Below are 25580 nucleotides of genomic sequence, written 5' to 3' on the forward strand. Positions count from 1 at the left end.
TCAGCTCTCGCCGCCCGCGCTGCCCGTGGTGCCGGCGGTCACGTCGTGCAGGCGGTACTTGTCGATCGCCTGCTGGACGAGCGCGCCGTCGACCTTGCCCTGCTTCGCGAGCTGCTGCAGCGTCCGCACGACGACCGAGGGGCCGTCGATGTGGAAGAAGCGGCGCGCTGCCGGACGGGTGTCCGAGAATCCGAAGCCGTCGGCGCCGAGGGTGGCGTAGTCGGTCGGGACGAACGGGCGGATCTGCTCCTGCACGGCGTGCATGAAGTCGCTCACCGCGACGACCGGGCCCTCGGTGCCGAGCAGCCGCTCGGTCACGTACGGGGTCCGCGGCGCCTCGTTCGGGTTGAGGAAGGCGTGCTGCTCCGCGTCGAGACCGTCGCGGTACAGCTCACCCCAGCTCGTGACGCTCCAGACGTCCGCCGACACGCCCCAGTCCTCGGCGAGGAGCTGCTGCGCCTCGAGGATCCACGGGACGGCGACACCCGACGCGAGCAGCTGGGCCTTCGGGCCGTCGTGCTCGCTGCGGTTGAGCAGGTACATGCCCTTGACGATGCCGTCGACGTCGATGCCCTCGGGCTCGGCCGGCTGGACGATCGGCTCGTTGTAGACCGTCAGGTAGTACATGACGTTCGGGTCGGCGTGCTTCGCGCTGCCGTCCTCGTTCGTGCCGTACATCCGGTCGAGGCCGGCCTGGACGATGTGCCCGATCTCGTAGCCGTACGCGGGGTCGTAGGACACCACGGCCGGGTTCGTCGTCGCGAGGAGCAGCGAGTGGCCGTCGGCGTGCTGCAGGCCCTCGCCCGTGAGCGTCGTGCGACCGGCGGTGGCGCCGATCATGAACCCACGGGTCATCTGGTCGCCGGCGGCCCAGATGGCGTCGCCGGTGCGCTGGAACCCGAACATCGAGTAGAAGACGTAGACCGGGATGAGCGGCTCGCCCTGCGTCGAGTACGAGGTGCCGACCGCGGTGAACGCCGCGAGGGCGCCCGCCTCGTTGATGCCGACGTGGATGATCTGTCCCTGCGGGCTCTCCTTGTAGGCGAGGAGGAGCTCACGGTCGACCGACGTGTAGTGCTGGCCGTTCGGGTTGTAGATCTTCGCCGTCGGGAAGTACGCGTCCATGCCGAACGTGCGTGCCTCGTCGGGGATGATCGGCACCACGCGGTCGCCGAAGTCGGGGGAGCGGAGCAGGTCCTTCAGCAGTCGGGCGAACGCCATGGTGGTGGCGATCTCCTGCTTGCCGGAGCCCTTCTTGACGACCTGGTACTTCGAGTCCTCGGGGAGGGTGATCGACGTGTACTTGGTGCGACGCTCCGGCACGTACCCGCCGAGCTCACGCCGGCGCTCGTGCATGTACTGGATCGCCTCGTCGTCGTTCCCGGGGTGGTAGTACGGCGGCGTGTAGGGGTTCTCCTCGAGCTGTGCGTCCGTGATCGGGATGCGCATCTCGTCGCGGAACTGCTTGAGGTTGTCGAGCGTGAGCTTCTTCATCTGGTGCGTCGCGTTGCGCCCCTCGAAGCTCGGGCCGAGGCCGTAGCCCTTGACCGTCTTCGCGAGGATGACGGTCGGCTGGCCCTTGTGCTCGGTCGCGGCCTTGAACGCGGCGTAGACCTTGCGGTAGTCGTGCCCACCGCGCTTGAGGTTCCAGATCTGGTCGTCCGTGTAGTCCTTGACCAGCTCGAGCGCCTTCGGGTCGCGCCCGAAGAAGTTCTCGCGGACGTACGCGCCGTTCTCGGCCTTGTACGTCTGGTAGTCGCCGTCCGGCGTCTGGTTCATCAGGTTGAGGAGCGCGCCCTCGGTGTCGCGGGCGAGCAGGTCGTCCCACTCGCGGCCCCAGACGACCTTGATGACGTTCCAGCCCGCACCGCGGAAGAACGCCTCGAGCTCCTGGATGATCTTGCCGTTGCCGCGGACCGGACCGTCGAGACGCTGCAGGTTGCAGTTGATCACGAAGTTCAGGTTGTCGAGGCCGTCGTTCGCGGCGACCTGGAGCTGTCCACGCGACTCGACCTCGTCCATCTCGCCGTCGCCGAGGAACGCCCAGACCTGCTGGTCGGAGGCGTCCTTGATGCCGCGGTTGGAGAGGTACTTCGCCTGCTGCGCCTGGTAGATCGCGTTGATCGGGCCGATGCCCATCGACACGGTCGGGAACTGCCAGAAGTGCGGCATGAGGCGCGGGTGCGGGTAGGACGAGAGTCCGCCGCCGGCGTGGGACTTCTCCTGCCGGAAGCCGTCGAGCTGGTCCTCGCCGAGGCGCCCTTCCATGTAGGCGCGGGCGTACATGCCGGGGGACGCGTGCCCCTGGAAGAACACCTGGTCGCCGCCGGACGGGTGGTCCTGCGCGCGGAAGAAGTGGTTGTAGCCGACCTCGTACATGGCGGCGCTCGACGCGTAGGTCGAGATGTGGCCGCCGACCGCGATCCCGGGGCGCTGCGCGCGGTGCACGGTGATCGCGGCGTTCCACCGGATCCACCGGCGGTAGCGGCGCTCGAGCTCCTCGTCGCCCGGGAACTCGGGCTCGTTCTCCGGCGCGATGGTGTTCACGTAGTCCGTGGTCGGGACCATCGGCACACCGAGGTGCAGTTCCTTGGACCGCTTGAGCAGGCTCAGCATGATCTCGCGGCCACGCTGGTGGCCGTGGGTCTGCACCAGCCCGTCGAGGGACTCACGCCATTCGGCGGTCTCCTCCGGGTCCTGGTCGCTGCTGCCGTGGCTGTACGGGTCCTGGTCGTTCACCGTCACCCTTGACCTCGTTCGTTCTCGTGGTGGTGGACATGGCGGGCCACCGGTTGGTCGGGTCACGACCGGATGGGGCCCCGACCACTCTAGGCCCCCGCACCGACCCAGAGGCTGATGGTGACGTGTGGGTGGACAGGTGCTTGCATTCGGGTGCCGTCGGCGTACGATTGCCGATCGTGCACACGCGACCCGTGCGTGCGCGAGGACACCGGGCACACCCCACGCCCGAGGAAGAAGCAACGCACTGATGGCACTGGAGATCGGCTCGCTCGCGCCGGACTTCGAACTCCCGAACCAGTTCGGGGAGCACGTCCGCCTCAGCGACTTCCGTGGCGTCCGCCCGGTCGCGCTGGTCTTCTTCCCGCTCGCGTTCTCGTCGACCTGCACGAACGAGCTCTGCGCCCTCCAGGACAACATCGCGATGTTCCAGGACCAGCGCGTCGAGCTCGTCGGCATCTCGGTCGACTCGAAGGCGACGCTCCGGTCGTTCGCCGAATCGAACGGCTACGACTTCGAGCTCCTCGCGGACTTCTGGCCGCACGGCGCCGTCTCGAAGGAGTACGGCGTCTTCCTCGAGCACAAGGGCTTCGCCACCCGCGCGACCTTCGTGATCGACGTGCAGGGTCGCATCAAGGCCTCGATCATCTCCGAGCCGGGCGTCGCCCGTGACGTGACGGAGTACAAGGCCGCGCTCGACCGCCTGGCGGCCTGCGCCGCACCAGTCCCCGTCGGCTAGCGTTCCGAACACCTCCTGAGGCGACGCGCGACGCGTCGCAGACTGGAGGCACGGTGCACGCCGTCGACGACCGCCCACCCGCGCGGGTGGTCACCGCCGAGTCGTACGCGCCGTTCCCGGTCACCGCCGACGCCGACCGGTTCGGCCTGCAGCGCACCGTCGTCCCGACGGACGTCGGCCCGGTCGTCGTGCACCACCGACCCGGTCCCGCCGCGCTGCTCCTGCTGCACGGGGTCGCCGGGTCGTGGACCACGTGGACCCCGCTCCTGTCGGCGGCGCACGGCATCGACGACCGCGGTCTTGTGCTCGTCGACCTGCCGGGCTGGGGCGCGTCACCGGCACCGGTCGAGCCGCTCGGGGTCGACCAGGCGGCGTCGGTGCTGACCACGGTGCTCGACGCCCTCGCGGTCCCGGACGTCGACGTCGTCGGCCACTCGATGGGCGCCTTCGTCGGCATGCACCTGGCCGTCGTGGCACCCGGACGCGTGCGCTCCGTCGCGCTCGTCTCCGGCACGACCGTGGCGACCGCCGGAGCGTCCCGGCATCCCGTGCGCGGGCTCCTGACGCTCCCCGCGTTCACGCTGCTGCGGGCAGGCCTCGCGATCACCGGGGAGACGGCACGGCCGCTCCTGCGCGGACTCCGGGCGATCGGCCTCCTGCCCGTCCTCGCCGCTCCCGTCTTCTCGCACGTGCGCCGGCTCGACCCGAGCGTGCTCGAGGCGTTCGTCGACGAGCTCCGTCCGGCCGGCTTCACCGGAGCCGCTCGTGCCGCGGCCGCCTACGACCTGGACCGATGGCGCGGCGTGACGTGCCCGGTCACCGCGATCGCCGGGCGGGACGACGTGTTCGCCCGGGTGTCCGACCTCGCGGCGCTCCGTGGCCTCCTGCCCGACGTCCGGACGGTGCTGCTCGACGACTGCGGGCACTTCGCCCACGTCGAGCACCCGACCGCGGTGGCGCGCACGCTCGACCTCGTCCGGTCCGCACGTCCGTCGTAGGCTCCGGGGGTGCACCCGCCCATCGACCCCCACGACCACGGCTGGCTCGACCGTCCCGACGGCGCCCGGATCCACTGGGAGGAGTCCGGCAACCCGACCGGCCGCCCAGCGCTGTACCTGCACGGCGGCCCGGGATCCGGTCTCGGCGCCGGGGGCTACCGGCAGCGGTTCGACCCCGAGGTGTACCGGATCATCGGGCTCGACCAGCGCGGGTGCGGGCGGAGCACCCCGTGGGCGATCGACGACCTCGGGTCGCTCGACCGCAACACGACGGCGGCCCTGATCGAGGACGTCGAGGCGTTGCGGCGACACCTCGGCGTCGAGCGTTGGTTGCTGCACGGTGTCTCGTGGGGCAGCACCCTCGCGCTCGCCTACGCCCTGAAGCACCCCGAGCGCGTCACCGAGGTCGTGCTCGTCGCGGTGACCACCGGTTCCCGTCGCGAGGTCGACTGGATCACCGAGGGGGTCGGGACGGTGTTCCCGGAGGCCTGGTCACGGTTCACCGCCGACGTCCCGGCAGGCGTGCGGCCGGTCGAGCACCACGCCCGACTGCTGCGTTCGTCCGACCCCGCCGTCCGGGACGCCGCAGCCGACAGCTGGGACACGTGGGAGTCGACCCACGTCTCGCTCGACCCGGCGTGGCGCCCGGGGCAGCTGCACACCGATCCCCGGGACCGGCGCAACTTCGCCACGCTGGTCACCCACTACTGGGCGAACGACTGCTTCCTCGGTCCGGACGAGGTCCTCCGGCGCGCCGGCGAGCTCGCCGGGATCCCCGGCGTGCTCGTGCACGGGCGGCGTGACGTCAGCGGGCCGGTCATCACGCCGTGGCTGCTGCACCGGGCGTGGCCGGGCAGCCGCCTCGAGGTCGTCGAGGACGAGGGACACGGCGGGCCCACCGAGGTCGCGATCGCGCAGCGCGCCATCGACGGGTTCGCCGGCGGGTCAGGCGTGCACGGGGAACGTCGCCGCGACGCGTGACCGCACCTCGGTGAGCACGGCCTGCCGCATCACCGGGGAGAACAGCGAGTGGTCGCCGTCCGGCACCCGCACGAGTTCCACCCTGCCGGTCCGGCCACGGGTGCCCCACCGCCGGAGGGCACGCGGACCACCGAGCCGCTCGAACAGCTCGACGTCCACGGGCGACGCGATGAGCACGACGTCGGTGCCGTGCTCGACGAGCGGACGGACGTGTCCGACGACCCCGCCGACCCGGTCGCGACGGGCGACCCGGTCGCGCACCCACTCGGGTACGACGGCGTTCCACCAGCGCCGGAGCACCAGCCGCAGCGGCGACGGTTCGTCGATCGCGCGGAGGGCATCGGCGTACGCGCCCACCGCGGCCGGCTGGCGACGGTAGTCGTTCGGACTGATCTCGAGGACCATGCGCGGTGCGGCGTCCGCAGAGCGCCCCGCGAGCCACGCGCCGGCGCACATGCCGACGAGCACGAGCCGTCGGGAGTCCACGGCGAGGGCGTCGACCACCGCCTGCTGGTCGTCGATCCACTCCTGCGCGAACATCGCGGACCGCTCGTCCTCGTGGACCGCGGAGCTCTCACCGGTGCCGCTCCGGTCGACCCGGACCACCCGGGCACCGTCGCGGGCGAGGGTCCGTGCGAGGGCGACCTGGTAGTCGGACGCGCCGACGTGGTGCTCGGCGGCGCCGTTGTGCAGCACGACGACCGGGGCGTCCTCGTGCTGGCCGGAGGTGACGGTCTCGATGGCGAAGAGCCGTTCCGGGCCCATCCGGACGATGCGCTCCGACGTGCGGGCGTCCACGTCGAGGACCTCGTCGAGTGTCGGCGGCAGGACCGGCAGGGCCACCGTCGGCGCCCACGCGTCCGTCCACGCCACGACGGTGTCGACGGCGGAGCCCGGGATCCGGGCGACCATGCTCGTGCCGTCCAGGAGCTCGGCGCTCCCGGTGACCTCGGTCGTCGACACGTCGCCGAGCGCTGCGGGGGCGCTGCTGCCCGGGCGCACGAGGGCGATGGTCGGGCCGGTGCGCGCCCGGTAGGTGAGCGCGCCGAGGGCCGCCGCTTCGGTGGGGTCGACGTCCATGCCGACGAGGCTCTCGACGCCGTCGACCACGCGGTCGGCGCCGATCGTGATCGTCGCCAGTGCTCGCTGCTTCCGCATCCAGGCGCGGCCGGAGGCGGGCGCGTCCCAGAGGACCAGGCCGTCCGTGTCGGAGGCCGCGGCGGCGGCGATCGGCGCGGCGGAGGCCAGGCCGACGTACGCGATCCGCTCGACCCCGGCGTCACGCAGCACCGCTGCGGCGCGACGTGCCGACCGGACCTGCGCGTCGGGATCGCCGTCGGGTGCTGAGTCCCCACGTCCGGACGGGTCGTACCGCACCGAGGCCACGCCACGCGCCTCCAGTCGGTCCGCCAGCAGGCGGAGGGTCCGGTACGCGATGACGCCCTCCTGCCCGAGCGGCGGACAGATCACGACGCCGGCGCGCGCCGCGACGGGGAGCTGCACGGCGACGCGGAGGGCCGGGCGACCCGTCCAGCCGTGGTGGGTGCTCACAGGGCCAGGGCCGCGCGGACCGGAGCCGGCCACGCGTCGGGGTCGGTGCCGTGGGCGGCGAAGAGGGCGATCGTGATGCGCTCCAGGCCGAACGCGACGCAGGCGCTGTGCGCGACCTCGCCGTCGGCCGTGCGGATGCCGAACGAGGTGCCGAAGTGGTCCTCGTGCAGGTTCGCCGAGCCGATCGCGGTCGCCGGGTGCTCCGGGCCGTAGACGGGCGTGACGAACTCGAACTTGAGCGCCTGCTCGACCTGGTTCCGGGCGAGCATCTGCCCGACCCGTCCGAAGAACGGGTCGTTCGCGGGGACGACGTCGATCTCGAGGCCGAACGACTCGAGCAGCGCGCGCATGACCGGGATGCGGTCGTCACGGTGGTGCTGGGCCGAGCCGGGCGTGCCGATGTGCACGAACTCGTGCATGTGGAACGCCTGCAGCCGCATCGGGTCGAGCGAGGGCTCGCGCCGGAACGAGTCGCCGACGATGTCGAAGGTGCGGCCGTCCTGCGGGACGCGGTCCCCGACGAGCCCGTAGACCGGGTGGCAGACCGCCGGGGTCAGCATCAGGTCGGCCGGCTCGAGGAAGCCCTCCCACCGTTCCCCGCGCTCGCGGGCGGCGAGCAGGGCACGGTGCGTGCGGTCGTCACCGGTGAAGCCGGAGATCGACGCGGCGAGGTCCGGGAAGGACGCGATGTAGTCGGTGCGCTCGAACGCCGCGAGCGGCTCCACGGGCGGGAAGCGCAGCACCTCGGCGTCGAGGTCCTGCTGGCTGGCCACGGCCGCGGTGTCGACCGCCGTGTACACGCGCTCGAACACTCCGGTGCGGCCGTAGAGCCCCGGCGACCCGAGGTCGATGAGCACGCCGTCGGCGAGCAGCCGTGCACGCAGCGCGGCGCGGGCGGCGTCGAGGTCGGACGCGGGTGCGGACGGCGTCGTGGTCGTCGGTTCGGTGATGGTCACAGGATGGCTCCGGTCATGAGTGCCAGTGCGGCGTCGTTCTGCAGGAGACGGTCGTTGCTCACCATCACGGCGGCACCGTGCGCGTCTCGGAGGTGCCGGGCGATGCTGAGCTCCCCGGTGGCGGCGAACCCGGCGATGCCGACGATCCGCAGCGCCTGGGTGACGAGGTCGGTGACCCGCTCGGAGGAGCCGATCTTCAGCGCGTTCGCGGCCAGCGCGTACGCCGTCGACTCGAGCACCTCGGGGTCGTCGGCCACCTGGTCGAACCGGGCCGCGGCGTGCCGGACGGCGTCGGCCATGGTCTGCAGGTCGACCAGGAGCTCGGCGAGCCGGAGCGCTCCAGGAGGGGTCTGCCCGACGGCGGCGCGCGCCTGCTTGCGGACGGCCCGACGGGCACGGTCCGCCGCGTCCGCCGCGATGCCGAGCCACACCGACGCCCAGAGGACGTGCGACACGGGGAGGACGGTGCGGGCGGAGATCGTCGCGTAGTCGTCGCGGAGGACACGGTCCTCGTGCGTCTCGGTGTCGAGCAGCCAGCCGTTGCTGCACGTGCCGCGGAGCCCGAGCGTGTCCCAGGTCGAGGTCTGCGTGAGCGTGGTCTCCGCCGGCAGCGCGATGACGAGCCGCTGGTCGGACGCCGGCGCGTCGAGGTCGCGCCGGGCGGTGACGAGGATCGCGTCGGCCTCGGTCGCGTACGAGATGACCGGGGCGTCCTTGCGGAGGCGGATGCGTCCGGCGTGGTCGGGCTCGATGGCGCAGGTGCTCCGACGGGCGTCGCCGCCGATGCCGCGCTCGGTGGTGGACGACGCGACGAGGGCCCCGTCACGGACGGCCTCGATCATCGCGGTGACGCCGAGGGCCACGCCGCCGTGCCGCCAGAGCGCCATGGCCTGGCCGTGGTGCATCGCGAAGACCATGGCCGTCGCGGCGCACGCACGTCCGAGTTCGGTCGCGATGACGGAGAGCTCGGCGAGGGTCGCTCCTTCACCGCCGTGCTCCACCGGGACCGCCGCGGCGAGGAGACCGTGCTCCTTCATCGCGGCGATCGCCTCGCGCGGGGGACGGGCGTCACGATCGACCTCGTCGGCGTACCGGGCGGCGATGTCGACCACGAGGGCGGTGCGCTCGGCGAACCGGTCGACGGCGGAGACGGTCGTCCCGGCGCTCGCCGGACGCTCCTCGGTGATCACGCCGCCGTCTCCGCTGCCGTGGCGATGGACTCGATGGTGGCGAAGGTCGACCGGTGCAGCGCGGCGTCGGGGAACTCCACGTCGAGTTCGTTCTCGACCGCGAGCATCACGTTCACGGTGGCGTGCGAGGTCAGCCCGAGGGCGTAGAGGTCGGCGATCGACGCCACGTCCATGGCGTCGACGACGAGCCGTCCGTGGTCGGCGAGGGCTCGCCGGACGGCCAGTTCGGTCGTCGGGGCGACGAGTGCGACGGCGGTCGCTGCGGAGGTCGGGTCCTGGTGCATGCTGGCAACGATAAGGAGGACGGCGGCCCGGAAAGCCGCCGTGCGGGTGCGTGAAACCGCACGCGCCGCGCCGGACCTGAGTGCCCTGACAGGGAGCGACCCAGGGGGCTGCGTCAGCGCTCGGAGAGGGCGACGGCGGTGGCGATCGCCAGTCCCCGTTCGTGGGACAACGAGACCGCGATCGACGTGCAGCCGACCGCCTCGGCGAGCTCCGCCGCACGACCGGTCAGCTCGACGACGGGGGCGCCGACGGCATCGAGCACGACGGCGACGTCGGTCAGCGGGACGGCGTCCGACCGCTCCGGCCGGAGCAGTTTCAGCACGGCCTCCTTGCCGGCGAATCGGGCGGCGAGGCGCTCCGGGTCGTCCCCGGCGTCGGCGCGCTCCTGCCGGGTGAAGACCCGGGCGAGGTAGCGCTCGCCGTGCGCGGTGATCCCGGCGATCACGTCCTCGACCGCGGCGAGGTCGGTGCCGGTCCGGATCGTGGCCATGGGCCGAGCGTACGCGGGCTCGGGGAGCACTGCATTCCCCGGACGGCATGGGCGTCACCGGGCGTTCGTATGATCGACCGCAGAGACCACCGAGGGGGAACCGATGGCATCACCGTGGACGGGCATCATCGAGGACGCGCGGCACTACCCGTCGCCGCACAACTCGCAACCGATCGTCGTGCGCGTCGAGGACGACCGCACCGCGACCGTGTTCTACGACCTGCGCAGGGGGTTGCCGGCCGAGTCGTTCGGCATCCCGTTCGGCCACGTCTGCGCCGGGGTGTTCCTGGCCGGGCTCGACGTGGTCGCCCGGGCGCACGGGTTCACCGTGCAGGAACGGCTGGACCACGCCGAGATGGACTTCGGGCGGCTGGACGCCGGCGTCGGTTCCGGCGCGGCCGACGACCACCTGCACCGACTGGGCACGGTCGCGTTGCGTCCGCGCGCCGCCACGGCGGGCGACCGGGAGGCGCTGGCCCGCTTCCTCGCGCGGCGCACCTCGCGCAGGCCCTACGACGCGACCCTGGTGGACGAGTCCGTGATCCGGGCTGCGGCCGCCATCGCGTCGGCGGCCGGCCACCGCTTCCGCACCACCGCCGACCGGGCCACCGTCGACGAGATCGTCCGGGTCAACCAGGAGACCCTGTTCGACGACCTGCAGCACGACGCCGTGCACGACGAGATCCTGCACTGGCTGCGGTTCTCGAAGCGGCAGGCGGCCGAGTCCGGTGACGGGCTGTCGGCCGAGACGATGCTCATGCCCGGACCGGTGCTGCGGTTCGCGATGGAGCACCGCGGGCTCTGGGAGGCACCCGGCGTCGGCGGGGTCTTCAAACGCGTGTACCTGTCGACGATGCGCGGCGTCCGGCAGCTCGGGTGGCTCGAGGGACCGTTCTCGTCGCCGGCGGACTACGTCGAGGCCGGACGCACCTTCATGCGGATCTGGCTCGAGCTCACGGCACGGGGCGTCGCCCTGCACCCGTTCGGCACCGTGATCACGAACCCGCGGTCGCACGCCGCGTTCGTCGAGCGCGCCGGCGTCGACGAGTCCGACGGTCGGATGGCGTGGATGCTCTTCCGCTTCGGCCACAGCGCACCGCCACCGCTGGCGCACCGCCGACCCGCGGCGGCGATGACGATCGGGGGCGCCCGGTGAAGCGCGCGGCGGTGTTCTCGGTGGTCTGGGTCGTCGAGACGGTCGTGGCGCTGTTCATGCCGCGCGTCGGCACGCACAAGCTCCTGCTCACGCCGGGCATCGAGCCGCTCCGCTGGACCCTCGGACGCTGGCGTGCGTGGCGGACGGCCGAGCGGGCTGCGAAGCGGGTGCCCGCCTACGGGGCGTTCCTGGCGGAGGCGGGGCGTGCCTCCCGTCTGGACACACGCGGCGGCATCGCCGCAGCGATCTCGGGGCTGCCCGAGATGGACAAGGAGTCGTACGTCAAGCGGTGGAGCATCCCCGAGCGCTGCGTCGACGGTCGGCTGCCCCGGCGCGGTGTCGTCGTCGACGAGTCGAGCGGGTCGAGCGGCACGCCGACGAGCTGGGTGCGCGGCCCCGACGAACGGCAGGCGACCCGGCAGCTGCTGCAGCTCGGGTTCTCGCGGACGGCGAAGGACCTGCCGAAGCAGCCGTTCGTGCTCAACGCGTTCTCGCTCGGCGCCTGGGCCACCGGCATGAACGTGACGGCGTCGCTCACCGAGTCGTCGATGATCAAGTCGATCGGGCCGGACCGCGACAAGATCGTGCAGACGATGCGCGAGTTCGGCACCGACTTCACGTACATCATCTGCAGCTACCCGCCGTTCCTGAAGGCGCTGTTCGAGGACGACCGGCTCGACTGGAGCGAGTACACGATCGTCGCGGCGTTCGGCGGCGAGGGCATCAGCGAGAACATGCGCGCGCACATCGAGCAGTACGCGCAGGCCGTGCTCGGGTCGTACGGGGCGAGCGACCTCGAGATCAACCTCGGGATCGAGACGCCGTTCAGCGTGCAGCTGCGTCGGGCGATCGCGGCGTCGCCGGAGCTCTCCGCCGCGCTGACGAAGCAGGCCGAGTACGGCGTGCTGCCGATGGTGTTCCAGTTCAACCCGTTCGGCTACCTCATCGAGACGAACGAGCTCGGGGAGCTCGTCGTGACGATCACCCGGTCCGAGAACATCAGCCCCCGCATCCGGTACAACATCCACGACCGCGGGCACGTGGTGCGGATGCGCTCGCTGCGCCGGACCCTGCGCGAGCACGGGTTCGACGACCTCGCCGACGCCGCCGAGCTCGACCTGCCGCTGCTGTTCCACTACGGGCGGTCCGACCTGTCCGTCGACTACAACGGGGCGGTCGTCGCGCCGGACGTCGTGCGCGACGTGGTCTACGGCGACCCGGCGCTGCTCGAGGCCGTCGAGAACCACCGGCTGATCAGCTACGAGGACGACCGAGGTGACCGGCAGCTGCACATCGCGTTCCAGCTCGCGTCCGGCGCATCGGGGTTCGACGCCGACGGTGCTCGAGGCGCGGTGGTCGCCGAGCTGCGGCGGTTGAACAGGGACTTCTCGAACGCGATCCGGACGGCGCCGCCGGGCACGCTGCCGACCGTGGCGTTCTACCCGTACCGCACCGGACCCTTCCGCGAGGACGGCCGCAAGCTCAAGAACGAGTACGTGTGGCAGCTGCCGGCCGGTTCGGTGGACGAGTGGGACCTCGACCTGGCGTGGACCGCCCCGAAGGAGGCCTGACGTGCCGCGGAACCCTCGTGCGTGGCTGGAGCGGCTGCGGGACGGCCGCTTCGTCGACCCGGTGCCGCTCCGTGTGGCGAGCCTCGTCGCGGTGGCGGTCGGGACCGCAGCGTGCGTGGCGTTCCACACCGAACCGACGATCAGCGCGATCGCGGCCTCCGTCATCATCACGGGCGTGGTGGTGGTCGTGCCGAACCTGTGGTTCCCGTACGCCGACCGCGCGACGGCGCGACGGGTGCACGAGGTCGGTGGGCTGCCGATCCGGCTCTGGCTGCCGGTGCGGCGTTGGGCATCCGGACAGCGCGCCGTCGGGGTGCCGACGTCGCTGCCGGTGGTGTGGACGGTCGACGACGCGGGCCTGCACGGGTGGGCGCCCGAGGAACCGGAGCCGGTGTCGACCGTGCTGTGGTCGGACGTGACGTCGATCGACGTGGGCGAGTACCGGCCTCCGTGGTACCCGACGTTCACGATGTCCTGCCTCCGCCTCGAGACCGTCCACGGGCCGGTCCGACTGCGTGCCCGGTACGGCCTCGGGAGCATCGGCGGCGGCTCCGACCGGCACGACCGCCAGCTGGTTCGCGCGCTCCGGGCCGTGCACCCTCCGGAGCCGCGACCGGTCCCGCGGGGGAGCGCTGTCGGGCTACCGGGCGACTGAGGGCGCGGCGTCGCCTGACGCGGCGTCGCCGGGCGCGGCGCGGGTCAGCGGTACTGCGGCGGCCAGTCGAAGGGCGGCGGCAGGTGCGGGACCTCGCCGATCGTCGTGACGTCGAGCACGACCTCGCGGCGGTTCGTCAGCGCGATGGAGCGCGGGTCGCCGATGAACCTGCGGCCGTCGACCCACACCGTCAGCTCGCCACGGAGCCCGCCGACGTGCGCGGGGCCGAGCGAGACGCCCCACTCGTCGAAGAACTGCCCGAGCGTGAAGGTCTGCCGGGTGGGGGACTCGACGTGCAGGATGCCCGAGGTGTCGTGCGTGTGCAGCTGCGCGGCGAACCGTCGGGTGTCCGAGTGCCCGACGTTCGCCGGCACCGTCACGGGGACGTCGCCGTCGAGGATCGTCAGGTGGGTGTGCACGTGCTCGGCGAGTCGCTCGCCCCAGACGTTGCGCAGTCCGGCGTCGGCCGCGTGCTCGGCGAGGGCCGTCGGCGCGGGCCACGGGGGAGCGGACCGCGAGGTGCCGTCCGCCGGTGCCGTCCCGCCCGCGATGAGCGCCAGGACCGTGAGGGCCGCGAGCGCTGCGCCGACGGCCGCCGGCTTCACCACCGGTCGTGCACGGCGGCGCGGAACCACTCGTCGTACAGCTCGCGGACGGTCTCGTCGAGGCCCGGGACCTCGGGCAGCGAGCCCGCGCCGGCGTTCGACCGGGCCTGCTCCGGGTTGCGTGCGCCGGGGATCGCCGCGGTCACGCCGTCCTGGGCGATGATCCACGCGAGCGCGGCCTGCGGGACCGAGACACCATCGGGCAGCGATGCCGCGAAGGCCTGAGCGGCGCGCACCCCGTCCTCGAAGTCGACGCCGCTGAAGGTCTCGCCCTGGTCGAACGCCTCGCCGTGGCGGTTGTAGTTGCGGTGGTCGCCCTCGGCGAAGGACGTGTCCGCCGTGTACTTGCCGGACAGCAACCCCGATGCCAGCGGGACGCGCGCGAGGATGCCGACCCGCGCCTCCTGGGCCGCCGGCAGCACGCGGTCGAGCGGCTTCAGACGGAACGCGTTGAGGATGATCTGGACGGCGGCGACGCCGGGGCGGGCGATCGCGGTGAGGGCCTGGTCGGCGGTCTCGACGCTGACGCCGTAGGCGGCGACCGAGCCGTCGGCGACGAGCGCGTCGAGGGCGTCGTACACGGCGTCGTCGGCGACGACCTCGGTCGGCGGGCAGTGCAGCTGGACGAGGTCGAGGGTGTCCTGCCGCAGGTTCCGGCGCGAGCGGTCGACCCACTCGCGGAAGTTCGCGGCGACGTAGTTGGACGGGACCTGGTCGGCGCGACGGCCCATCTTCGTCGTGATCGTCAGCGGGACGTCGGGGTTGGCCGCCCGCCACGCGCCGATCAGCTGTTCGCTCCGGCCGTCGCCGTAGACGTCGGCGGTGTCGAACAGCGTGACGCCGGACTCGACGGACGCGTCCATGACGGCGTTCGCGTCGGCGTCGGAGACCGGGCCCCAGTCACCGCCGAACTGCCAGGTGCCGAGGCCGACGACGGACACGGGGCGGCCGGTACGGCCGAGGGTGCGACTCTGCATGACGGCGAGCGTACCCAGGTCGGTGCCGGGCGGGATCAGGTGGGGGTGGCGACGCCGCGGCCGAGCAGTCGTTTGGCGGCCCGGGCGCGGGGGATCACCCAGAGTGCGCTCCACAGGCCGAGGCCGATCCAGAGCAGGATCAGCATCGTCGTGATGACCGGTCCGTGCTGGTCCCGCATCGACCACGTCATCAGGATCCAGATCGTCGAGAGCACGATCTTGCCCCAGCCGGCGACCTCGCGCTCGGCCTGGGCCTGCACGAGGGGGATCCACTCGGCGGCCGGCACGGTCGGGGGCACCTCGCCGTCGAGCACCCAGTTGCGGACGACGACGCTCCGGTCGTACCCGCCCTCGGCGCGCCAGGAGCGGAGCTGCAGGACGACGGCGATCGCGATGCCCACCGCTGCCGCCGGGACGCCGAGGCCGACGAGGAGGGCCGGGGTCGGTTCCGTCCACGACGACGCCACGAGGACGACGAGCACGACGGCGAAGGCGGCACCGGTCGCACCGGCACCGAGCAGCCGCAGGCGGCCGGCCTCGTCGAGGACTCCGACTCCGTTCACGGGGATGACGCTACCCGGCGACGACCGGGATCTCCCGGGGCGGCCGCTGTGCATCCGGCCCGTGGGGTCCCGTGGCCGGGCAGCGGTGCGCTGGCGGCGTCGAACCACGGATCCGACATCGAACCGGGACCAGGCGGTTGTTCGATGTCGGATTCGTGGTTCGACGGGGAGCGCGGTGCCCGGGGACGCGGGTCGCGCGGGACGCGGCGCGAGCGTCAGCCCTGCGCGAGCAGCCAGCACATGCCGGCCGCGGCGAACGCCATCGCCCAGCTCACCAGGCTACCGATGAGGAAGTACTCGGCCTGGTACCCGGTCGTCTCGCGGCGGATCTCCGGGAAGCGGACGATGCCCTTGGCCGCGATCAGTGCCGCGACCACGGGGAAGGCCCCGACCAGCGAGAAACCGGCGAGCAGCAGGCGCTCGATCGGGCCGATCATGCGGCCGCCCTGCAGCAGGACCGTGCCCTCGCTGCCGTCGCCGTCCGCAGCGGTACGGGCGTCGCCACTGGGTCGTCGGGCGAACAGCCGCCACGCCGGCCCGCCCTCGACTGACTGGCTGACGGTGTCGGGGGAGAGCCCGGGCGGGAGGGCCTGGGCGACGACGACGTTGGCCGAGTCGACCAGGAACAGCGCTGCTCCGACGCCGCCGACGATCGCGGCGAGCGGGACGGCGGCGATGAACGCCGGCGCGGAACTGCGCTGCCACTCGACGACGAACCCCGACGGATCGACGGACGGGACCGTCAGCAGCAGCACGGCGAGCGCGACCGCGAGCAGGACCGACGGCCACGAGCCCGAACGGCGCCACCAGACCCGTCGCGGCGTCGTCGAGGGTCGGGCGTCGGTCGGCCGCACCGGCGTCGTCGTGGCGATCCACAGGGCGGCGAGCACGATCGCGGTGGCCACCGCCCCGACGGGGAGGCCGAGGCCCGGCACTGCGACGACGGCCACCCCGATCCACAGCAGCAGGACCACGATCACGGTCAGGATGCGGCGTGGTGCGGCGTCGGTGCCGGTCCGGGTGCGCACGACGTCGGCCGTCCCGATCAGGGCGAGGAGGACCCCGGCGAGCATCAGCGGCCCCCGTCCCCGAGGACCCGCAGGCCCTCGACCAGTGCGGCGACGCCCGACTTCTGCACGGACTGGGACACCGCCGACGGGGTGATGCCCTCGTCAGCAGCGATCTGCGCCTGGGTCCGGCCCTGGACCAGCCCGAGGGCGATCCGCCGCGCACGGGGTGTCAGGCGCGCGACGACGTGGTCGCGGCTCAGGAAGTAGGCGTTCACGAGTCGCTCCGTCGGTCCGTGGCGGTCCTCGGCGTCGTGGTACCAGGCCCGGAGGAACGCGGTCCGGCCGTCCTCGCGCCGGTGGGTCTCGTTGATGGCGTCGCGTGCGGACCACCACCCGGGGCCGTCCTGCAGGGGACCGACCGCACCCGTGCCGATCGTCTGCACCGTGCCGCGCCCGATCCCGAACCGGATCTGCACGGTCAGCGGGAGGGCGAGGATCGCGGCCGTGGTCGCGACGAGTGCGTCGCTCAGCGTGGCGTAGATCACCTGGAACTCGTCGCCGACGGTGGCGCGCAGCGGATCGACCGCCTCGACCGCTGGGGTACCGTCGAAGGCGCGCTCGACCTCGAGCTGGGCCGCTGCACGGTCGTCGAGGGTGCGGGAGTCGACGAGGTCGACGATCACCGCGATCACGGGGTCGGAGTGCACGTGTTAAGGATACGACTTCACATCGCCGAAAGTAAGCCTGTGGCTGAACATCGGGCGGGGTGTCCGACGCCGTAGACTCGACGTGAGGGCCTTTAGCTCAGCTGGTAGAGCGCCACGTTTACACCGTGGATGTCGTCGGTTCGATCCCGGCAGGGCCCACCGGAATGCAGACGCGACCGCCTGCGGGACGGGAGGCGCGGCGCGGCCCCGCACCGCGCCTCCCGTCCGCCACCTGGTGACGGTTCCCGCTCAGGAGACCTGACCGGCGCGCGCGCCGGCCCACAGGTCGACGTCCGCGATCCCGACGGAGTGCTCGTCGATGGTGCGGAGCTCCTCGTCGGTGAAGGAGGTGTTCGCCAGGGCGGCGACGTTGTCCTCGACCTGGGACACGCGCGAGGCGCCGATGACGAGCGACGTGACCCGCTCGTCGCGGAGCGCCCAGGCCAGCGCGAGCTGCGCGAGGGACTGGCCGCGTGCGGCGGCGACGTCGTTCAGGGCACGGAGGTGGGCGACCACCTCCGGTGTGATGCTCGACGCGTCGAGGGACTTGCCGGCGGCGGCGCGGGAGTCCTCCGGGACGCCGTCGAGGTACTTGCCGGTCAGGAGCCCCTGCGCCAGCGCGGTGAAGCCGATGACGCCGAAGCCGAGTTCGCTCGCGGCGTCGAGCAGCCCCTCGGTCTCGATCCAGCGGTTCAGCATCGAGTACGAGGGCTGGTGGATGAGCAGGGGCGTGCCGAGGTCGCGCAGGATCGCAGCGGCCTGGCGGCTGCGCTCGGCGTCGTACGACGAGATGCCGACGTAGAGCGCCTTGCCCTGCTGGACCGCGGTGTGCAGGGCGCCCATCGTCTCCTCGAGCGGGGTGGACGCGTCGAGGCGGTGCGAGTAGAAGACGTCCACGTAGTCGAGGCCCGTGCGCTGCAGCGACTGGTCGAGGGAGGCGAGGACGTACTTGCGGGAGCCGCCGCCCTGGCCGTAGGGGCCGGGCCACATGTCCCAGCCGGCCTTCGTCGACACGATCATCTCGTCGCGGTACGGCCGGAAGTCCTCACGCATGAGGCGCCCGAAGTTGACCTCGGCGGCACCGTAGGGCGGCCCGTAGTTGTTCGCGAGGTCGTGGTGGGTGATGCCGAGGTCGAAGGCACGGCGGCTCACGGCACGCTGCGTCTCGAAGGCGACGTCGTCGCCGAAGTTGTGCCAGTAGCCGAGCGAGAGCAGCGGCAGGTCGAGGCCGGAGTTCCCGGTACGGCGGTAGGGCATCGTGTCGTAGCGGTCGCTGCTGGCGGTGTAGGTCATGCCGTCCATCGTGGCAGGACGCGCGGACCCGTCGTTCAGGACGCGGTGATCACGTTCGGCGCGAAGCGGCACCAGTAGTCGGTGATGGGACCGTCGGACTCGCGGATGCCGACGCCGAACGACTCGCCGTCCACCACCCAGGAACCGAGGACCGGGTGGTTGTGGCCGCGTGACCCGGGGAAGTCCGGCAGCTCGTGGTACTGCTGCCACACCCGTTCGCCGCCGGTGCCGGCGCGGCGGTACTCCGAGCCGTTCGTCGTCACCGAGCCGTCCGCGCGGTGCACGGCGATGCCGTCGCCCTCGCGCCCGAACACCGGCTTCACGACGAAGTCCGTCATGCCGTTCGGGCCGTCGGCGAACGCCGGCAGCAGGTTCTCGTGGCCCGGGAACAGCCGCCAGAGCGCGACCAGCAGCAGCTTGTTCGACAGGAACATCTTCCACGCGGGCTCGTACCACCGGCCGAGGCGGCCGCGGTCGCTGACGAGGAACGCGCCGAACTCCTGGTCGCCCTCGGCGCGGTCGTCCCCGGAGACGAGGTCCTCCCACGGGTAGAGCTTGAACAGGTTCCGGATGACCGGGTACTGCGTGCCGTCCTCGTCGCCGGGCAGCGTGAAGACGCTCCGCGACGAGCCGACGGGCTCGGCGTTGCCCACGAACTGCCGGGCGACCGCGTGCCACCCGATGTCCTTCATCTCGATGCCGGTGTGCTCCCACCCGGCCTCGCCGGCGAGGTCCCGCATGTACGCGACGGTGTTCCAGTCCTCGCCGGCGGTGTCGAGGTCGGAGTGGGCGACGAAGAGCCGGCCGCCCTCCTCGGCGCGGAGCGATGCGTGGAGCAGGGTGCGCCAGCGGGCGACCATCGCCTCGTGGATGCCGTTCCACTGGTCGGTGTCGGCGGGCAGCGTCCCGTCGGCGATGCGGTCCTGCAGCCAGTGCCACTGCGTGACCGAGGCCTCGATGAGCCCGGTGGGGGTGTCGCCGTTGTACTCGAGCATCTTCGCGGGGGAGCCGTCGCCCGCGTACGCCAGGTCGAAGCGGGCGTACACGTCCGGTTCGCCCTGCTCGAGCGACCACGCGGCGAGGTCGAAGCCCTCGCGGGTGAGCCCGAGGGTGCCGAGTTCGCCGGACGCGAGGTACCGGGCTGCCTCGAGGCACATGCGGTGCAGCTCCTCGGTCTGCCGTTCGAGCGCCTCGACCTCGGGCAGCGCGAACACGTACGCCGCGCCGTCGTTCCAGTACTCGACCGCGGTGCCGTCCTCGCGCACCGACCGTGAGTAGATGAGGCCGGTCTGCTGGATCCGTCGCTGCCAGTCCGGGCGCTCGGCGAACTCGACGCGCTCCATCAGCCGCCGAACCCGCCGTGCTCGCCGGACCCGCCGAAGCCGCCCTTCGTCACCGAGCTGCCACGGGACGAGATGCCCGACTCCGCGGTCTTGCCCGACGGGAGGCTGGCGGTGCCGCCCGACACGGCGTCGCCGACGGCCGGGACCTTCGTCGAGCGGCTGCCGCTGAGCGGGAGGTAGTACCAGCCGGCGTGCCCGCCGTGGTTGTTGCAGTCGTCGTCCGGCAGGCGCTTCTGCGTCGAGTTGTCGCGGCAGATCTTCGCGTAGTCGCTGTCGACCCCGGACCCCTCCCCGCAGCCGGTCAACGACGCGGCGAGGGCTGCGACGACCCCGATCGAGACGACACGGGACGCACGACGACGAACACTCACGAACGGGAACAGTACCGGGGCGGGCGGCACCGTTCCGGCTCGACACCGCCTTCGCAGCGCGACCTGTCCGTTCGCTCAGCTCCCGCGACACCGCGTCCGCCATGCTCGGGACATGGAGTGGTGGTCGGTCGTCGTCGCGATCGTGGGCGGGTTCGTCATCGTGTGGGGCGTCGTGGTGATCGCCCTGGTGGTCGCCGCACGTCGATCTGGTGACGGCCTCCGGCTGGTCGAGGCGCTCCGGCTCGTCCCCGACGTCGTGCGGCTGGTCCGGCGGCTCGTCGCCGACCCGACGGTGCCGCGGGGTGTGCGCGTCGCCCTGGTCGCACTCCTCGGGTACCTGCTGCTGCCGATCGACCTCGTGCCGGACTTCGTGCCGGTGATCGGGTACCTCGACGACGCGATCGTCGTCGCGCTCGTGCTCCGGTTCGTCACGCGGCGGGCGGGTGCGGCGGCGGTGGACCGGCACTGGCCGGGTACGCCGGAAGGGCTGCGTGCCGTGCGCGCCGCGGTGGGCCTGTCGGGGTCGTGACCAGGCCGAGACCCGGCCGGGAACGGGCCCGGGGCCCGGGGCGTGCGCGTGGGAACGCGCGCTGGCGTGGGCGTGGGCGTGGTCCTTCGCGCAGCGCGCGCGACGGTGGTCCGATCGACCCCGTCAGTCCGACGCGGGAGCGAGTTCCTGCGCCCGTGCTGCCGGGACGCCGAGGACGAGGAGGCTGGTGGTGACCGCGGCCCGCAGATCGAGTGCATCGGCGGCACCCGCTGCATCGGCGGCACCCGCTGCACCGCCGGCATCCGCTGCACCGCCGGCATCCGCTCCGTCGCCGGCATCAGGCGCGTCCGGTGCCGTCGGGCGGCTGTCGTCGGCGATGGCGAAGACGGTCGCTGAGGCGATCTGCCCGAGGGCGATCGCCGGGAGGTGCCGCCCGAAGACCCCGTCGTCCTGACCCCGCTGGACGAGCACGGCGAGACGCCGGTCCACCGCCCCGAGCAGGGCGTGGATCTCGTCGCCCTGCTGCCCACGACGGAGCGCCAACAGCACCCGGTACCGGTGAGCGAGCGGCCAGAGGTCGGTGACGAACTGCGCCCACGCGGCGTCGGCGGGCGATCCGTCGACGTCGGCGTGCGCGAGGATGGCGCCGATCTCCGCTCCCGCTCGCTCGGCCAGCGTGCGGACGAGGTCGGTGCGGGCCGGGAAGTGCCCGTAGACGGTGCGGCGGACCACTCCGGCGGCCCGTGCGACCTCGCCCATGCCGGCATCCGGTCGCCGGCCGAGGAGTTCGCGGGCGACGTCGAGGATCCGGTTCCGTGTCTCGTCCATCGCGAGGTCGCGTGCGGATCCGGAAGCCATGCACCGATCATTGCACACTGCTGTGCAATGGGTTACGGTTCCGGTGTTCGTTGCACAACCGTGTGCAACGAACTGCCGCACACTCATCGCGAGGACCACAGACCATGACCGCATCCACCGCCGTCCGCCCGTTCCGCGTCGACGTCCCGCAGGCGGACGTGGACGACCTCCGCGCCCGTCTGGCCAGGACCCGGTGGCCCGACCCGGAGACCGTGCCGGACTGGTCCCAGGGCGTCCGGTCGGAGAACCTGCGGGCCCTCGTGCACCACTGGCTGCACGACCACGACCCCGTGCGGTTCCAGGAGCGGCTGAACCGGTCCCCGCAGTTCCGTACCGAGATCGACGGACTCGACATCCACTTCCTGCACGTCCGGTCCGCCGAACCCGGAGCGATGCCGCTCCTCCTCAGCCACGGCTGGCCGGGCTCGGTCCTGGACTTCGTCGACCTCATCGGTCCGCTGACCGACCCGGCCGCGCACGGTGGTGACCCTGCGGACGCCTTCGACGTGGTCGTGCCGTCGCTGCCCGGGTTCGGGTTCTCCGGCAAGCCGACGACCACGGGGTGGGACGCCGATCGCACGGCCACGGCGTGGGCCGAGCTGATCCGGCGACTCGGGTACACCCGGTGGGTGGCACACGGCGGGGACTGGGGATCCGTGGTGACGACCGCACTCGCGGCGGCGCGCCCGGAGGGGCTGGCGGGCATCCACCTGAACACCCCGTACGCCGTCCCCGAGACGATCCCGGACGAGCGCACGCCCGAGGAGCAGCACGCGGTCGACTCCCTCGCGCGCTACGCGGGACCGCTCGGCGGGTCGAACCACCTGCAGGGCACGAAGCCGCAGACGCCGGGGTTCGCCCTCGCGGACTCACCGGTGGGGCAAGCAGCGTGGATCTACGAGAAGTTCCAGTCGAAGACGGACAACAAGGGCCTCGCCGAGCAGGCCATCGACGTCGACGACATCCTCGACACGATATCGCTGTACTGGTTCACGAACTCCGCCGCGTCCTCCGCCCGGATCTACTGGGAGAACCGCCGCGCCACGATGGCGGGCCCGGTGCTGCACCTCCCCGTCGCCGTGACGGTGTTCCCGCGGGACATCCCGCTCCTGCCGCGCACGTGGATCGAGGCCGCCTACCCGGACCTCGTCCACTACGGCGAGGCACCGCGCGGGGGGCACTTCGCGGCACTCGAGCAGCCCGAGGTCCTCGTCGACGAGCTCCGCAGCGGGCTGCGCGGGCTGCGTCGCTGAGGACAGACCGGCCCGGACCGGGTCGGATCAGACGGTCCGGCGCGTCGCGACCGCGGCCCTCACGACCGCGGTCGCGGACGACCGGACTCCCCACACACCGCTCAGCATGCTCCGGTCGCCCCGTGGGTGCATCCTCCGGAGGGATGAAAAGCTGATGGCCACTCAGCGAGCGCTGCGGCCCTCGACCCGCACCGGGTCGGACTGGAGGCACGGTTCGGGCCCGCACCGCGCCTCCAGGCCGTCACCCGCTCGCGTTCACCGCCCCAGCTGCGCGCGCAGGTAGGGCGCGGTCCGACTCGTGGCGGACGCCGCGACCGCGGCCGGCGTGCCGGCGGCGACCACCTGCCCGCCCGCGTCCCCGCCGGCGGGACCCATGTCGATGACGTGGTCGGCCGCCGCGACGACGTCCATGCTGTGCTCGACGACCACGACCGTGTTGCCGGCGTCCGTGAGCCGCGACAGCTGCTCGGACAGCAGCTCGACGTCGGCGGGGTGGAGGCCGGTGGTCGGCTCGTCGAGCAGGTAGAGCGTGTGGCCGGACCGGGCGCGCTGCAGTTCGGTGGCGAGCTTGATGCGCTGCGCTTCGCCGCCGGACAGCTCCGGGGCGGGCTGTCCGAGTCGGAGGTAGCCGAGACCGACCTGGCGCAGCGTCTCGAGCCCGCGCGCCGCGGCCGGGAGGCCGGCGAGGAACGGTGCCGCCTCGTCGACGGTCATGCCGAGCACGTCGGCGATGCTCGCGCCGTCCCACCGGACCTCGAGCGTCTCGGCGTTGTACCGGGCACCGTGGCACTCCGGGCACGGCGCCCAGCTGCCGGGCAGGAAGAGCAGCTCGACGGAGACGGACCCCTCGCCCTGGCACACCTCGCACCGGCCGCCCGCGACGTTGAACGAGAACCGTCCGGCGCCCCAGCCGCGCTCCCGTGCGGCATCGGTGGCGGCGAAGGCCTGGCGGACGGCGTCGAACAGGCCCGTGTAGGTGGCGAGGTTCGACCGGGGCGTGCGGCCGATCGGCTTCTGGTCGACCTGGACGACCCGGGTCACGAGCGGGTGCGAGGCGCCCTCGGTGGCCAGGACGCCACCGACGAGCGAGGACTTCCCGGAGCCGCTCACCCCGGTCACCGCAGTGAGGACCCCGAGCGGGACGTCGACGTCGAGACCGTGCAGGTTGTGCAGCGTCACGTCGCGGAGCGCCAGGGTGGCGACCGGCTCCCGCGGTGTGCGGGCGGCAGGTGGGCCGGCCGGGTGGAGGAACCGCCGCGTCACCGACTCCTCGACGTGCTGGAGGCCGTCGACGGGACCGCTGTACAAGACGGTGCCGCCACCGGAGCCCGCGCCAGGCCCGACGTCGACGATCCAGTCGGCGCGGCGGACGATGCTCATGTCGTGCTCGACCACGAAGACGCTGTTGCCGCCGGCGCGGAGGTCGTCGAGCACCTGCACGAGGGACTCGGCATCGGCGGGGTGCAGACCGGCACTCGGCTCGTCGAGGACGTACACGACACCGAACAACCCGGAGCGGAGCTGCGTCGCGATCCGGAGCCGCTGCGTCTCACCGGGGGAGAGCGTCGGCGTCGACCGGTCGAGCGCGAGGTACCCGAGCCCGAGGCCGAGCAGGACGTCGAGGCGCGTGACGAGGTCACCCGCGATCGCCACGGCCACCTCGGTGTGCTCGCCCGAGGACGCACGGGATGTCGCCGCCGAGGCGTCCGTGATCGCGGCGATCGGTCGGAGCACGTCGGCGAGCGCCGTGATCGGCAGCGCGTTGAGGTCGGCGATGCTGTGCCCGCCGACCGTCACGGCGAGGGCCGCCCGGGTGAGCCCGGTGCCGCCGCACAGGCCGCACGGCCCGGACTCGACGTACTGCAGGGCCTTGGCACGCTGGGTCTCGCTCTGGGAGTCCGCGAGGGTGTGCAGCACGAACTGTCGGGCGCTCCAGAACCGACCACGGTAGGGCTTGGCGACCCGGTCGCGCTTCGGGTGCACCTCGACCACCGGCTGCTCCTCGGTGAAGAGCAGCCAGTCGCGGTCGGCGCGGGGGAGGTCCCGCCACGGCCGGTCGATGTCGTAGCCGAGCACCGCCGTCACGTCGCGGAGGTTCTTGCCCTGCCAGGCGCCGGGCCACGCGGTGATCGCGCCGTCGCGGATGCTGAGCGAGTCGTCGTGGACCGCGGACGCCTCGGTGACCTCGTGCGCGGTGCCGAGTCCGTGGCAGCGGGGGCAGGCCCCGGCGGCGGTGTTCGGCGAGAACGAGTCGGACTCGAGCCGGTCGGCTCCCGGCGGGTAGGTGCCGGCGCGGGAGAAGAGCATGCGCATCGAGTTCGACAGGGTCGTCAGCGTGCCCACGGTGGAGCGGGCACTCGGCGCACCGCGGCGCTGCTGCAGGGCGACGGCCGGGGGGAGTCCCGTGATCGACTCCACGTGCGGGGTGGACCCCTGCGCGATGAGCCGCCGGGCGTACGGCGCGACGGACTCGAGGAACCGGCGCTGCGCCTCGGCGAACACGGTGCCGAACGCGAGGCTCGACTTGCCGGAGCCGGAGACGCCGGTGAAGGCGACGATGCGGTCGCGAGGGATGTCGACGTCCACGTCCTGCAGGTTGTGCTCGCGGGCGCCGCGGACGCGGATGTACTCGTCGGGGCGGGGGTCGGGCATCCTCACGATGCTAGGCCGAGGCGGCTGGGTGCTCGGGTGCCGGTGGCGGGCGGGGACCGTCCGGTGCTGGTGGTGTGCGGGGACCGTCCGGTGCTGGTCGTGTGCCGGGAGCGTCCGGTGCTGGTGGTGGGCGGGGACCGCCCGGAC

Annotated in this window: 24 protein-coding genes and 1 tRNA gene; 9 read left to right on the forward strand and 16 right to left on the reverse strand. The window is 72.6% G+C overall.

All coding sequences use genetic code 11. From position 1 onward, the window contains the following. Positions 1-2745 (reverse strand): pyruvate dehydrogenase (acetyl-transferring), homodimeric type, encoded by a 2745-nt coding sequence (aceE, locus tag JSX79_RS04905; RefSeq protein WP_070418721.1) that lies wholly within the window; start codon positions 2743-2745, stop codon positions 1-3. A gap of 244 nt (positions 2746-2989) precedes the next feature. Here aceE and JSX79_RS04910 point away from each other — a divergent pair, with 244 nt between their 5' ends. Genes JSX79_RS04910 through pip form a run of 3 tightly spaced genes read left to right on the forward strand, consistent with a single transcriptional unit; the run spans position 2990 to position 5457 of the window. Beyond that, positions 2990-3478 carry a peroxiredoxin gene (locus JSX79_RS04910; RefSeq protein WP_070418722.1) on the forward strand — a complete coding sequence of 163 codons (489 nt, stop codon included), beginning with the start codon at positions 2990-2992 and terminating at the stop codon, positions 3476-3478. A gap of 53 nt (positions 3479-3531) precedes the next feature. Further along, complete coding sequence (locus JSX79_RS04915) at positions 3532-4476, forward strand: alpha/beta fold hydrolase (RefSeq protein WP_229085314.1); 945 nt, start codon at positions 3532-3534, stop codon at positions 4474-4476. 9 nt (positions 4477-4485) lie between these two features. Then, positions 4486-5457 carry a prolyl aminopeptidase gene (pip, locus tag JSX79_RS04920; protein WP_071294841.1) on the forward strand — a complete coding sequence of 324 codons (972 nt, stop codon included), beginning with the start codon at positions 4486-4488 and terminating at the stop codon, positions 5455-5457. On the opposite strand, the gene JSX79_RS18600 is transcribed toward pip, so the two are convergent. The 5 genes from JSX79_RS18600 to JSX79_RS04945 all read right to left on the reverse strand — a co-directional run bounded on the left by JSX79_RS18600 (position 5422) and on the right by JSX79_RS04945 (position 9929). Next, positions 5422-7008 (reverse strand): alpha/beta hydrolase, encoded by a 1587-nt coding sequence (locus JSX79_RS18600; protein WP_229085315.1) that lies wholly within the window; start codon positions 7006-7008, stop codon positions 5422-5424. The two genes, pip and JSX79_RS18600, sit on opposite strands and share 36 nt — an antisense overlap. Next, positions 7005-7964: an amino acid--[acyl-carrier-protein] ligase gene (locus tag JSX79_RS04930; RefSeq protein ID WP_229085316.1), complete on the reverse strand. Its 960-nt coding sequence runs from the start codon at positions 7962-7964 to the stop codon at positions 7005-7007. The genes JSX79_RS18600 and JSX79_RS04930 overlap by 4 nt, the downstream gene beginning before the upstream one ends. Continuing rightward, positions 7961-9154: an acyl-CoA dehydrogenase family protein gene (locus JSX79_RS04935; protein WP_229085317.1), complete on the reverse strand. Its 1194-nt coding sequence runs from the start codon at positions 9152-9154 to the stop codon at positions 7961-7963. Before JSX79_RS04935 ends, JSX79_RS04930 begins: the two co-directional genes overlap by 4 nt. Continuing rightward, positions 9151-9438, reverse strand: a complete 288-nt coding sequence (locus tag JSX79_RS04940) for an acyl carrier protein (RefSeq protein WP_071294843.1) — start codon at positions 9436-9438, stop codon at positions 9151-9153. The genes JSX79_RS04935 and JSX79_RS04940 overlap by 4 nt, the downstream gene beginning before the upstream one ends. Positions 9439-9551: 113 nt before the next feature. Next, entirely contained in the window at positions 9552-9929 is a 378-nt protein-coding gene (locus tag JSX79_RS04945; RefSeq protein ID WP_229085318.1) for a holo-ACP synthase, read from the reverse strand. 103 nt (positions 9930-10032) lie between these two features. Here JSX79_RS04945 and JSX79_RS04950 point away from each other — a divergent pair, with 103 nt between their 5' ends. The 3 genes from JSX79_RS04950 to JSX79_RS04960 are packed head-to-tail and all read left to right on the forward strand — an operon-like array spanning position 10033 to position 13311. After that, positions 10033-11085 (forward strand): hypothetical protein, encoded by a 1053-nt coding sequence (locus tag JSX79_RS04950; protein ID WP_229085319.1) that lies wholly within the window; start codon positions 10033-10035, stop codon positions 11083-11085. Continuing rightward, a complete protein-coding gene (locus JSX79_RS04955; RefSeq protein ID WP_229085320.1) occupies positions 11082-12656 on the forward strand; it encodes a phenylacetate--CoA ligase family protein in 1575 nt (524 codons plus the stop codon). Before JSX79_RS04950 ends, JSX79_RS04955 begins: the two co-directional genes overlap by 4 nt. A gap of 1 nt (position 12657) precedes the next feature. Then, complete coding sequence (locus JSX79_RS04960) at positions 12658-13311, forward strand: hypothetical protein (protein WP_229085321.1); 654 nt, start codon at positions 12658-12660, stop codon at positions 13309-13311. Between the two features lie 44 nt (positions 13312-13355). Here the strand turns inward: JSX79_RS04960 and JSX79_RS04965 are convergent, their stop codons facing one another. The 5 genes from JSX79_RS04965 to JSX79_RS04985 all read right to left on the reverse strand — a co-directional run bounded on the left by JSX79_RS04965 (position 13356) and on the right by JSX79_RS04985 (position 17173). After that, on the reverse strand, positions 13356-13916 hold the full coding sequence (locus JSX79_RS04965) for a hypothetical protein (protein WP_229085322.1): 561 nt from the start codon (positions 13914-13916) through the stop codon (positions 13356-13358). After that, positions 13913-14893, reverse strand: a complete 981-nt coding sequence (locus JSX79_RS04970) for an aldo/keto reductase (RefSeq protein ID WP_229085323.1) — start codon at positions 14891-14893, stop codon at positions 13913-13915. Before JSX79_RS04970 ends, JSX79_RS04965 begins: the two co-directional genes overlap by 4 nt. A gap of 35 nt (positions 14894-14928) precedes the next feature. Then, a complete protein-coding gene (locus JSX79_RS04975) occupies positions 14929-15456 on the reverse strand; it encodes a hypothetical protein (RefSeq protein WP_071301907.1) in 528 nt (175 codons plus the stop codon). Positions 15457-15671: 215 nt separating this feature from the next. Continuing rightward, a complete protein-coding gene (locus JSX79_RS04980) occupies positions 15672-16529 on the reverse strand; it encodes a hypothetical protein (RefSeq protein ID WP_229085324.1) in 858 nt (285 codons plus the stop codon). Then, on the reverse strand, positions 16529-17173 hold the full coding sequence (locus JSX79_RS04985; protein WP_229085325.1) for a SatD family protein: 645 nt from the start codon (positions 17171-17173) through the stop codon (positions 16529-16531). The genes JSX79_RS04980 and JSX79_RS04985 overlap by 1 nt, the downstream gene beginning before the upstream one ends. Before the next feature lie 86 nt (positions 17174-17259). Here JSX79_RS04985 and JSX79_RS04990 point away from each other — a divergent pair. Then, positions 17260-17332 (forward strand) — tRNA-Val (locus tag JSX79_RS04990). Between the two features lie 90 nt (positions 17333-17422). Here JSX79_RS04990 and mgrA read toward each other — a convergent pair. From mgrA to JSX79_RS05005, 3 genes are read right to left on the reverse strand one after another with little or no spacing between them, the layout of a single operon-like run. Then, positions 17423-18466, reverse strand: a complete 1044-nt coding sequence (gene mgrA, locus JSX79_RS04995; protein ID WP_071301990.1) for an L-glyceraldehyde 3-phosphate reductase — start codon at positions 18464-18466, stop codon at positions 17423-17425. Between the two features lie 35 nt (positions 18467-18501). Beyond that, entirely contained in the window at positions 18502-19809 is a 1308-nt protein-coding gene (locus tag JSX79_RS05000; protein ID WP_229085326.1) for a glutathionylspermidine synthase family protein, read from the reverse strand. After that, positions 19809-20180, reverse strand: a complete 372-nt coding sequence (locus JSX79_RS05005) for a tRNA-dihydrouridine synthase (protein ID WP_229085327.1) — start codon at positions 20178-20180, stop codon at positions 19809-19811. The genes JSX79_RS05000 and JSX79_RS05005 overlap by 1 nt, the downstream gene beginning before the upstream one ends. Before the next feature lie 112 nt (positions 20181-20292). Between JSX79_RS05005 and JSX79_RS05010 the strand changes: the two genes are divergently transcribed. Further along, on the forward strand, positions 20293-20709 hold the full coding sequence (locus tag JSX79_RS05010) for a YkvA family protein (protein ID WP_229085328.1): 417 nt from the start codon (positions 20293-20295) through the stop codon (positions 20707-20709). 123 nt (positions 20710-20832) lie between these two features. Here JSX79_RS05010 and JSX79_RS05015 read toward each other — a convergent pair whose 3' ends face one another. Next, on the reverse strand, positions 20833-21528 hold the full coding sequence (locus tag JSX79_RS05015; protein ID WP_229085329.1) for a TetR/AcrR family transcriptional regulator: 696 nt from the start codon (positions 21526-21528) through the stop codon (positions 20833-20835). A gap of 104 nt (positions 21529-21632) precedes the next feature. On the opposite strand from JSX79_RS05015, the gene JSX79_RS05020 reads away from it, so the two are divergent. Beyond that, positions 21633-22781, forward strand: a complete 1149-nt coding sequence (locus JSX79_RS05020) for an epoxide hydrolase family protein (RefSeq protein WP_229085330.1) — start codon at positions 21633-21635, stop codon at positions 22779-22781. Between the two features lie 255 nt (positions 22782-23036). Here the strand turns inward: JSX79_RS05020 and JSX79_RS05025 are convergent, their stop codons facing one another. Beyond that, positions 23037-25433, reverse strand: a complete 2397-nt coding sequence (locus JSX79_RS05025) for an excinuclease ABC subunit UvrA (RefSeq protein WP_229085331.1) — start codon at positions 25431-25433, stop codon at positions 23037-23039. Positions 25434-25580: the final 147 nt, after the last annotated feature.

Source organism: Curtobacterium sp. GD1, assembly GCF_020882855.1.
Classification (GTDB): Bacteria; Actinomycetota; Actinomycetes; order Actinomycetales; family Microbacteriaceae; genus Curtobacterium.

Coding starts and splice junctions, on each gene's coding strand:
- JSX79_RS05025 (WP_229085331.1), bottom strand. CDS start 25,433: ATGCCCGACCCCCGCCCCGACGAGTACATCCGCGTCCGCGGCGCCCGC.
- JSX79_RS04980 (WP_229085324.1), bottom strand. CDS start 16,529: ATGCTCGCCGGGGTCCTCCTCGCCCTGATCGGGACGGCCGACGTCGTG.
- JSX79_RS05010 (WP_229085328.1), top strand. CDS start 20,293: ATGGAGTGGTGGTCGGTCGTCGTCGCGATCGTGGGCGGGTTCGTCATC.
- JSX79_RS04945 (WP_229085318.1), bottom strand. CDS start 9,929: ATGGCCACGATCCGGACCGGCACCGACCTCGCCGCGGTCGAGGACGTG.
- JSX79_RS05015 (WP_229085329.1), bottom strand. CDS start 21,528: ATGGCTTCCGGATCCGCACGCGACCTCGCGATGGACGAGACACGGAAC.
- JSX79_RS04950 (WP_229085319.1), top strand. CDS start 10,033: ATGGCATCACCGTGGACGGGCATCATCGAGGACGCGCGGCACTACCCG.
- JSX79_RS04910 (WP_070418722.1), top strand. CDS start 2,990: ATGGCACTGGAGATCGGCTCGCTCGCGCCGGACTTCGAACTCCCGAAC.
- mgrA (WP_071301990.1), bottom strand. CDS start 18,466: ATGACCTACACCGCCAGCAGCGACCGCTACGACACGATGCCCTACCGC.
- JSX79_RS04970 (WP_229085323.1), bottom strand. CDS start 14,893: ATGCAGAGTCGCACCCTCGGCCGTACCGGCCGCCCCGTGTCCGTCGTC.
- JSX79_RS05020 (WP_229085330.1), top strand. CDS start 21,633: ATGACCGCATCCACCGCCGTCCGCCCGTTCCGCGTCGACGTCCCGCAG.
- JSX79_RS04940 (WP_071294843.1), bottom strand. CDS start 9,438: ATGCACCAGGACCCGACCTCCGCAGCGACCGCCGTCGCACTCGTCGCC.
- JSX79_RS05000 (WP_229085326.1), bottom strand. CDS start 19,809: ATGGAGCGCGTCGAGTTCGCCGAGCGCCCGGACTGGCAGCGACGGATC.